This is a genomic window from Pirellulales bacterium (assembly GCA_036490175.1).
Taxonomy (GTDB): Bacteria; Planctomycetota; Planctomycetia; order Pirellulales; family JACPPG01; genus JACPPG01.
This window is the reverse complement of sequence record DASXEJ010000386.1, coordinates 1-8,382: the sequence shown is the minus strand read 5'-3', so window position 1 is coordinate 8,382 and position 8,382 is coordinate 1. Positions and strand designations below refer to the sequence as shown.

6 protein-coding genes are annotated in these 8,382 nt (G+C 57.8%); all 6 read right to left on the bottom strand.

Annotated features, from left to right (window positions below):
- Window positions 1-79: 79 nt before the first annotated feature.
- Window positions 80-1,354, bottom strand: a complete 1,275-nt coding sequence (locus VGG64_29710) for a glycosyltransferase family 4 protein (GenBank protein HEY1603816.1) — start codon at window positions 1,352-1,354, stop codon at window positions 80-82.
- A 228-nt stretch (window positions 1,355-1,582) separates the two neighbouring features.
- The gene (locus VGG64_29705; GenBank protein ID HEY1603815.1) at window positions 1,583-3,121 is read right to left on the bottom strand and encodes an SDR family oxidoreductase; all 1,539 of its coding nucleotides are present in this window, start codon (window positions 3,119-3,121) and stop codon (window positions 1,583-1,585) included.
- A gap of 407 nt (window positions 3,122-3,528) precedes the next feature.
- The gene (locus VGG64_29700) at window positions 3,529-4,500 is read right to left on the bottom strand and encodes an NAD-dependent epimerase/dehydratase family protein (protein HEY1603814.1); all 972 of its coding nucleotides are present in this window, start codon (window positions 4,498-4,500) and stop codon (window positions 3,529-3,531) included.
- A 45-nt stretch (window positions 4,501-4,545) separates the two neighbouring features.
- Window positions 4,546-5,730, bottom strand: a complete 1,185-nt coding sequence (locus tag VGG64_29695; protein ID HEY1603813.1) for a DegT/DnrJ/EryC1/StrS family aminotransferase — start codon at window positions 5,728-5,730, stop codon at window positions 4,546-4,548.
- 525 nt (window positions 5,731-6,255) lie between these two features.
- Window positions 6,256-6,981 (bottom strand): exosortase-associated EpsI family protein, encoded by a 726-nt coding sequence (locus VGG64_29690; protein HEY1603812.1) that lies wholly within the window; start codon window positions 6,979-6,981, stop codon window positions 6,256-6,258.
- A gap of 69 nt (window positions 6,982-7,050) precedes the next feature.
- Window positions 7,051-8,382, bottom strand: a 1,332-nt coding sequence (locus tag VGG64_29685) for a polysaccharide biosynthesis tyrosine autokinase (protein HEY1603811.1), incomplete at its 5' end; no start/stop codon positions are given.

Here is an 8,382-nt window from a genome sequence, read left to right as displayed (position 1 = left end):
CAGCCGCCAACGCACGGCCAGTGCCACCAGCGCAATGAGGGGACTGGCCAGCAGCATGGCGGGCACGGCCACGGCCAGATCAAACGCACGTTTGCCGAACGTCTGGTACAGGCGGTTCACCTTGTTCTGATTTCGGCACGTTTGCCAAGTGTTCCAGCAAACGAACGAAATCCTGACCCTGATGGTGGCGATTAAAATGCTCAACCACATAGCGCCGCGCGGCCAAGCCCATAGTGCGCGACCGCTCACGGTCGTCGCATAATTGTTGGCAGGCGGCCGCCAAAGCCCGATCGTCGCCGGGCGGAACGAAGATACCTCCGTCGGCGGCATCTACCACCTTACGAATGACGCCGTCGATTCCCAGAATCGTGGGGCGGCCTGCGGCCATGTAATCGAACACCTTGTTGGGATAGGTAGTGCGAAACATGGGTATGTTCTTCAGAGTTGCCACGCAAGCATCAGATCCAGCCAAAACCGACCGCATGGCCGTCTTGGTGCGCGTACCCGCGAACATAATGTTGGCCAATTCGAAGCGCTTTGCCTTGGCCTCGAGGTTGGGCCGCTCCTTGCCATCTCCGACCAGCACCAAGCGGATACGTGTGTCGGTGCGCAGCCGGGCCGCGGCCCGAAGGATGGTATCGATGTCGTTCGCCATTCCCAACGCCCCCGCGTAGGTAACGACGAACTTATCGCCCAGCTTCAGCTCGTTGCGAAAGGCGTGTCCATCGTCTTCGGGAGAGAACATATCGGGATCGACGCCATTGGCGATGACACTGATTTTTTCGTCTGGCACACCTTTGGCCAACAAATAGTCGCGATACGCGGGCGAGTTCACCAACAGGTGCGTAGCCCGGCGATACAGAAAATTCTCGACCCACCGTGCGATCTTGATGAGGACCGGATTCTTCAGCAGCCCAATATCTATGGCAAACTCCGGCCACAGATCGCGAATCTCAAGCAGCAGCGGCCGTCGCCGGATAAGAGCCACAAACCAAGCGCTGACCGCCTGGAACAAGGGGGGCGAGGTGCCCATTACCACGTCGATATTTTTAGCACGCAGGGCCGACCATACAGACGTGATCATGAAACTGATCAGGGCCAATACACGTCCAGCAAAGCTGTGATGCAATAAAGGAAGCGTATAGCTACGCAATACGCGAATTCCATCGAGGTTCTGCTCGACTGACAACCCCCAACCTTCAACGGCACGCTGCCCCGAGGTGTAATTGAGCGTGCTGGCCACGAGCGTGCATTCGTGTCCTTGGCGCACCAAGTGCGAGGCCAGTTCGTAATGCCGCGTCCCGCCGGGTTCAGAGGGGCCAGCGAAATACTGGTGAATCAAGAGTAGACGCATGCGCCGTGCTGAGTCGTCGGAGTCTTAGGCTACGATCCGAGATTATGATGGCGTAAGCTGCCGCGCGACATGCAAAATCGCGCTACGTACCTGCCACACGTTTGAAAATCTGTCGATTACTGGTTCTAGATTGCCCGCCCGCCAGCCCCCAATCGGTGGCCAACACGCAAGCAATCGTTTGGTGGGCTTGCGAGACGTGATTCTAGATGTGCGCTGTCGAGAAGCGTGCTACTGAGAAGCGATTACGCGAACCAACTCGTGTGCCCAGTTATCGCGCACGACGGACTTCTTCTCGCTGAGAAACTTGACGTTGCTGTAGCGAGAATCCGCATAGTCAGAAACCTCTCCATTGGCGATGGCGTCCAGCACCTGCTGAATGCCTTGTCGCACAGTCCAACGCGGCGTGTACCCGAGTTGATTGCGGATCTTGTTAAAGTTGACGCGATAGTTGCGCTTGTCGGAGTCCGCGGAATTAACGACCATCTCGGCCGAAAAGACACATTCGTGTACCATTTCGCCGATTTGCTGAATCGTGTAGTTCTGGTCGTTCGACCCGACGTTGAATATCTGATTGCCGACAATCGGTTGCGGAGCTTGCAGCACGGTGGCTACGGCCAACGCGGCATCGTCGACGTGTACGAACGGTCGCCATTGATCGCCGCCGAACACCGTGATCTTGCCTTCCAGTTTGGCCTTGGCCGTGAGCAGGTTCACGACCAAGTCGAAGCGCGTCCGGCCCGACAAACCGTAGATCGTGGAAAACCGCAGTATCGTCGGTTTGAATCGATCATTGGCCATGTCCAAGAGCACTCGCTCCGAGGCCAGCTTCGTGTGTCCGTAAAGCGAGATGGGCTTGACGATGCTCCGTTCGTCCAGCATTTCCTCGGTCGCACCGTACACCGAACAGGTACTGGCAAAGACCAGACGCTCGACGCCCGAAGCCTTGGCCAACTCGGCGATCATGCGGGTGGCGGTGAGGTTCACTTCGATCGTCAACTCTTCGTCGAGATTGCAGGCCGGATCACCGACGATCGCTCCCAGGTGCACCACGGAGTCGACGCCTTGCAGAGCCTCGGCGACTTGCTCGACATGGCGGAAATCACCGCGACGTATTTCTAGCCTCGGGTGATCAAGAAGCTTCTGGATCGGCTCGTCACCGAAGATCAGCAAATCCAGAAGGCGGACGTGGTAGCCGGCTTCCAACAGCTTCGGCAACAGTGCCGATCCGATGTATCCGCCTCCTCCGATGACCAAAACCCGGCGATCATCGCCGCGCGCCACCTTGGCTACGGCCTCGCGCTCGGGATGCACGATCTTGATCCACAACGTCGTCCAAATGCGTGAGCCGACCAACACGGCCACGCTGAGCACCCAAGACAGGACCAACGCCCAGCGAGGAAGATTGAAGGCCTCGCCATTGAACACGTAGGAAAGAAAGCCAAAGATCAGATAGCCCTGGGTTACGGCCTGAGTGACGATCAGAGCCTTATAGCGGCTCTGGTACGCGCGTCCGTAGGTGTAAAAGCCGCTCAGGTAAAAAACGACGAGGCAGACGAGTGTCAGAGGCCAGACGGAATGGGAGAAATAGCCCACGGTTCGCCAGAAGTCAGCATGGACGTCAACCGGACCACGATCTTGTCCGACCACGAGCACCAAGGTGAGAAACCGCAACGCCAAGGCGGCTGCTACGGAGCATTGGATCATGACGGTATCGGCACCCATGCGCAACAAGGTGCCGATAGTGAATCGCAATCGCGAAGAGTTCACGCCAAAGCCTCCTGGGTGCCGCTTCAAATTATGCGTGGGCGCGACGTTGCGGCCCGTCTGCCGGCAGAATGCCGAATGATTGGCCCGAACAAGTTGCTCGCAACTTCAAGTGTGCCGCTAGTTGAGCGAACGAGAAACGCAGCGGTGCAGACAAAAACATCGTCGCCCGAACGGTCAGCATTCTCATCTTGCACGTTTGCCATTCTGGCGGCGACACTCGGAAAAATCAATGAAAAAGTGTCAGGCGACAACACGGGTGCCCGCATAATCCGCCCAGATAGGCCAGCATTGCTAGCTGTGGTTTTCGTTTTGGAAGTTGCTGCTGGTTAGCGATGCGCGACGATTGTTACGACGTCGCAAGGTTCTGTGACCACCGTGTATGACAGCAGTCGTCTGCGGCATGCCGCTCACAGCCAGTCGCGGAAGTCGTCCATGTGTTGGCGATACCATTCGATCGTTGGCAGCAGACCACTGTCGAGATCAAACTTCGGCACGTACCCAAGCAGATCCCGCGCCTTCACAGAGTTGGGAGCGCGGACACCAATGTCGCTGAAGGTATGTGCGGTGGTCGAAATTTTCGAGCCGCTCTTCGCGAGCCGAATGGTCCGTGCCGCGAGATCATAAATAGTGACGGCCGTGACAGGATTTCCCACGTTGAAGTCCTGACCGATGGCCTTCTCGTTTTCGATGCAGCCCATCATCGCATCGCAGAAATCGTCCACATAGCACCACGAACGTAGCTGGCTGCCGTCGCCGATCAGCGTTACGTCCTGGCCGGCTACGGCGCGGACGGCAAAGCGGCCCACTGCGTTGTCGGTCCTCCGCATCGGACCAAAGATGTTGAACGGCCGCACGATGACCGTGGGAAGCTTGAAATCGCGATGATAGGCCCACACGATATGTTCTGCCGCCAATTTGCTCGAGGCGTAGCAAACACGCGGATCATTGGCGGTACTGACGCTGCACGTCGCCCCCTCGCGCGCATCCATCACGTTGCCGTAGACTTCGCTGGTCGAGATATTCACGATCCGCTCGATGCGTGGGTTATGACGCGCCGCCTCCAGGACGTTACGCGTGCCGATCAGCACGGTGTCGATCGTGTCGCGCGCGTGGTCGATGACTTTGCGGACCCCCAGAATCGAGGCATAGTGGAGCAAGATCTGGCAACGGGCCACCTCCTCTTGCAGGGCCTCGGCGTTCCGCACGTCGCCTTGCACCTTGCGTACGCGACTATCCTTGGCCAGGCGGCTGTAAGGTAGCGCGTTCTCCAAGTCGATGTCGAATAGCGTAACCTCGTTTCGGTCCGCCAACCGCTCGGCAATGTGCGTGGCAATAAAACCCGCACCGCCGGTTATCAGCACCTTCTTACCAGTGATCATTCCGCACTCCTAAGCAAGTTCTATGCAACGAAGGACGCGCGCAGGCTAGCGACCGGCGCCTTTCCGGTGACGGCGCACGACATTCAACAGAGAGGCACTCACATAATCCTGCTCGTCGAACGTAAGTCCCGTGAAAATCGGCAGCGACAGGGCCGACTGCTCGAAGGCGATCGAATTGGAAAAATCTCGATCGGCGTGAGGTCCAAAGGGAGCAAACACTTTCTGGCGATGTAGCGACGGATAATACAGCCGGGTAGCCACGCCCAGTTCAGCCAATTCATCCATCAATTGGTCGCGGCTCGCATCCAACAGATCAAGCTGGAAGCGGATCGTATACAACTGATAGTTAATGTCCTCGACGGACCGTGCCCAGGGGATGATGATTGCCGCTTCGTCGGCAAATGCGTCATCATAGCGCTTGGCCTTTTCGCGGCGCATCGCGATGATTTGATCAAGCTTCTTCAATTGGCAGATGCCGATCGCGGCGGCCACCTCGTTCAGTCGGTAATTGAATCCCAGTATGTCCCACTGGAATTTGCCGGAATCGCCAAAATTGCGAATCAAGCGACATTGCGCGGCGAGGTGATCGTCGTCAGTGACGATCATGCCTCCTTCGCCCGTGGTCATTGGCTTGGTCGGCGTAAAGCTGAAAATCCCGATGTTGCCCAGAGTACCGGCGAATTTACCGCCGCGATACCGGGCCAGGTGGGCCTCGGCCGCGTCTTCGAGAATGCTCAGCCCATGACGATCGGCCAGTTCTTGGATGCGATCCATATCGGCCGTCTGGCCCGCGTAATGCACGGGAACAATGACCTTCGTCCGTTTCGTGATCAATGATTCCAGACGTTCGACATCGATACAATAATTCGTCAAATTGATGTCGCACAACACCGGTCGCGCGCCGAGCACCATTCCCGCTGTGGCGGAAGAGATGAATGTCATGCTCGGGGCGATGACTTCATCACCCGGTTCAACGCCGAGGGCTTGCAGCGCAACGAGTAGGGCGATCGACCCGTTGGAGACGGCGATGGCGTGCTTGGCGCCCATTGTGAACGCGAACTGCTCCTCGAATTGCGCTACCTTGGGCCCTTGGCAGAGCCATCCAGATCGCACGACCTCGGCCGCGGCGGTCGGCTCGGCGTCGTCGAACCAAGCGCGCGCAAGGGGGACTTTCTTGCCGGCATCGACGAACAACCAGTCCTTTGCCGTATTTGCAGGCGGGGCTTTCATGCGCGTATTCTTTTGACGAGTTCTAGAATAGTGATTCGGTCCAACGCGAGATGCAAAACAACTTGGCCGCTTCCTGCCCTATCGAGGATCCTGACGAGCCTCGGCGCGCACTCCGTTCCCGTGGGTGGTATTGAAGCCAGCCCTGAACCTGCCGACGTATCGCCTTTCCAACCGAGCGAACGATCACTTGCGATATGCCCGCAAAGAGACCGTACAACTGTGTCGCACGCTTGGATCCAGCACACCATGACCCAGACACGATAGCCACGCTCCTACGGCGTGCCGGGCTGCTGACGAGCAGCCGCACTTCAATTTAACCCACCCGCAGGATGAACGCACGTTACGCCAAGGGCAAAACCGGATTGTGACCGGAGAAAATACAAACAGACGCGTTAGATGCAGCAAGACGGGCCCCTAGACGCTTCACGCTGATGGCAGTCCAACAGGCAGTTGGCCAGCCAACGTTTTGGCCGCCAGCGCGTGCAAGGGATGTGAAAGGAGTTTTGGCAGGGCAGCACGTCGACTTTAGCTTGCCGCAGGGGACGGCGATTGATCATTGACCGGGGGCGACTCGGAGGTAGGTTCCGGGGCATTGGGGAAGAGCACCGCGTTCGTTGCCGGGATGAAGCTACGCATGAAGTCCACTGCGGGATTCTGTTCGATCGCCTGTCCGGGCTGCAAGACTTCGGTGATGAAGTACAACTTGTAGAGTGCCGGTTGACCCACCAAGGCGACGCGCGGCAATTCCGGCGCGATCCACCGGCCGTCATAACTCCAAGTCCAAAACACGCGCAGATACTGTGTTCCGGTCCCTTCTTCTTTCTTGAAGGCCGTCGTATAGCACTGGACCGGACCCGCGGGTGTCTCAACGGTGTACTGAATCTCCGTGTTCATCATCAAATAGCCGGCCGCCACATAGCACTGCGTCGGCACGTGTTGAGCAATGCCGCGAAATTTTCCGCTGACAAGCGATACGCTCACGGCCTGTCCGGTCAGTCGGTTTCGGTACGACCGTTGCAAGGATGCGTCGGCTTCGGCGACTTGCCGTTCGCGCTCGTCCATCTCTTCCTGGTCGGTGCCTTCCCAGTCCCCGATCTCTAGCGGCACATCCTGCAAGCGTAAGGCGAACTCTCGTAAAATCGTCGGATCGTCGACGCCACCGAATACGCCCCGCCAATAGGCATTCACGAACCCCGCTGAAATAATCAAGAGTGCGGCGATTCCAGGGGCAACGAACGCTTTCATATTCATGGGTCTCAAGCTTCCAGTTATTGACTGTCGCGGAAGATTGCCGTGAAGCCGATAGTCCGCTGAACAATTTTAGGTCTTTGCAGAATACGCCCGGTACGTGGCCTCGGTGCGTTCGCCGTTGATCACGGTTCCTAGGACGTGTACACCCACCGCGCGGAGCTGCTCGCTGGCTTCATAAACCTTGGCGGCTTGGCTCACTTCACGCATAACGCAAAGAATCGCCGCGTCCACATGCTGACCCAACATGGAGGAGTCGGCAATACTCAATACGGGCGCTGAGTCGACAACGACAAAGTCAAAGCGGGATCGCAGCAGGTCGACCATGTCACCAAGACGCTCTTTCGAGAGGGCCTGGATGCTTTCCAGATCGTACTGGCCGGCCGAAATCATCCACAGGCCTGCGACACGGGTTGGCCGAATGACGTCGTCGGTTTCGGCTTCGCCACGCAAGACTTCGCACACGCCTGGCTCAAGCGGCAACTCGAAAAGACGATGTGCGGTCGGGCGGCGCAGATCTCCGTCGACCAGCAACGTGCGGCGTCCGCAGCGGGCCAGGCTAGCCGCCAACTGGCTGGCGACGGTCGTTTTGCCTTCGCGGTCCAGGGCGCTAGTGATCATCACGACATGCACCGGCTCCGAGGCGGTGCTATGGATCAGATTTGTCCGCACTGTGTCGATCGATTCGACTAGCAGGCGGTTCATGTCGCCATTGGCGGCCGCCAGCGCCTTACGGCCAGGGCGCGAAACCGAGGGGAGCGCGCCGACGACGCGCATTCCCAATCCATCGATCAATTGCGTCGAGGAAACGATGCGGCGGGCCTGGCACTCGTAGAACGAAACAGCCAGTCCGACCAACATGAACATGGAGAAGCCGCAAAAGCATACCATCATCACCTTGCGCTTCATCGGCGAGCTGCTGGGCGCGACTGGGTCGTCCAGGCGCTGGATACGATTGGGCGCTTGCTTATCGAGACCCATCTTGTGCAGGTCGCGGTTGATCTCTTCTACCACCACCTGCAGCGTGTGCACTTTCTGCTTCTTAGTCTCCAACTCGGCCGAGTCACGCGTGATGATCGATAGCTGATCCTGTACCGTCTTCTGTTCCTCTTTCAACTCCTCGAGATGCTTAATCACGCTGTCGCGATGCCGTTGCGCCGATTCCATCTTCCCCTTGGACTCTTTGACCTTGATGGCTTCGTTAGAGTCTGTGAACTTCTTCAACAACTCGTCGCGACGCGTGCTGATCTGATCTTCAAGCACGCTACGATCCTTTTCCGCGCGCTTGACGGTCGGATTGTCATTCCCCTTGACTTGATTTCTGGCGGCGGCGATCGACTGGTTGATGTTGCTGAGTTGGTCCTCTAGCTTCCTGAGTCGCTCGTCCTTGTGCATCTCTTCTTC

Bases quoted from the DNA above. Each gene is read 5' to 3' on its own strand.
- VGG64_29695 (HEY1603813.1), bottom strand. From the start codon at position 5,730: ATGAAAGCCCCGCCTGCAAATACGGCAAAGGACTGGTTGTTCGTCGAT.
- VGG64_29710 (HEY1603816.1), bottom strand. From the start codon at position 1,354: ATGCGTCTACTCTTGATTCACCAGTATTTCGCTGGCCCCTCTGAACCC.
- VGG64_29700 (HEY1603814.1), bottom strand. From the start codon at position 4,500: ATGATCACTGGTAAGAAGGTGCTGATAACCGGCGGTGCGGGTTTTATT.
- VGG64_29690 (HEY1603812.1), bottom strand. From the start codon at position 6,981: ATGAATATGAAAGCGTTCGTTGCCCCTGGAATCGCCGCACTCTTGATT.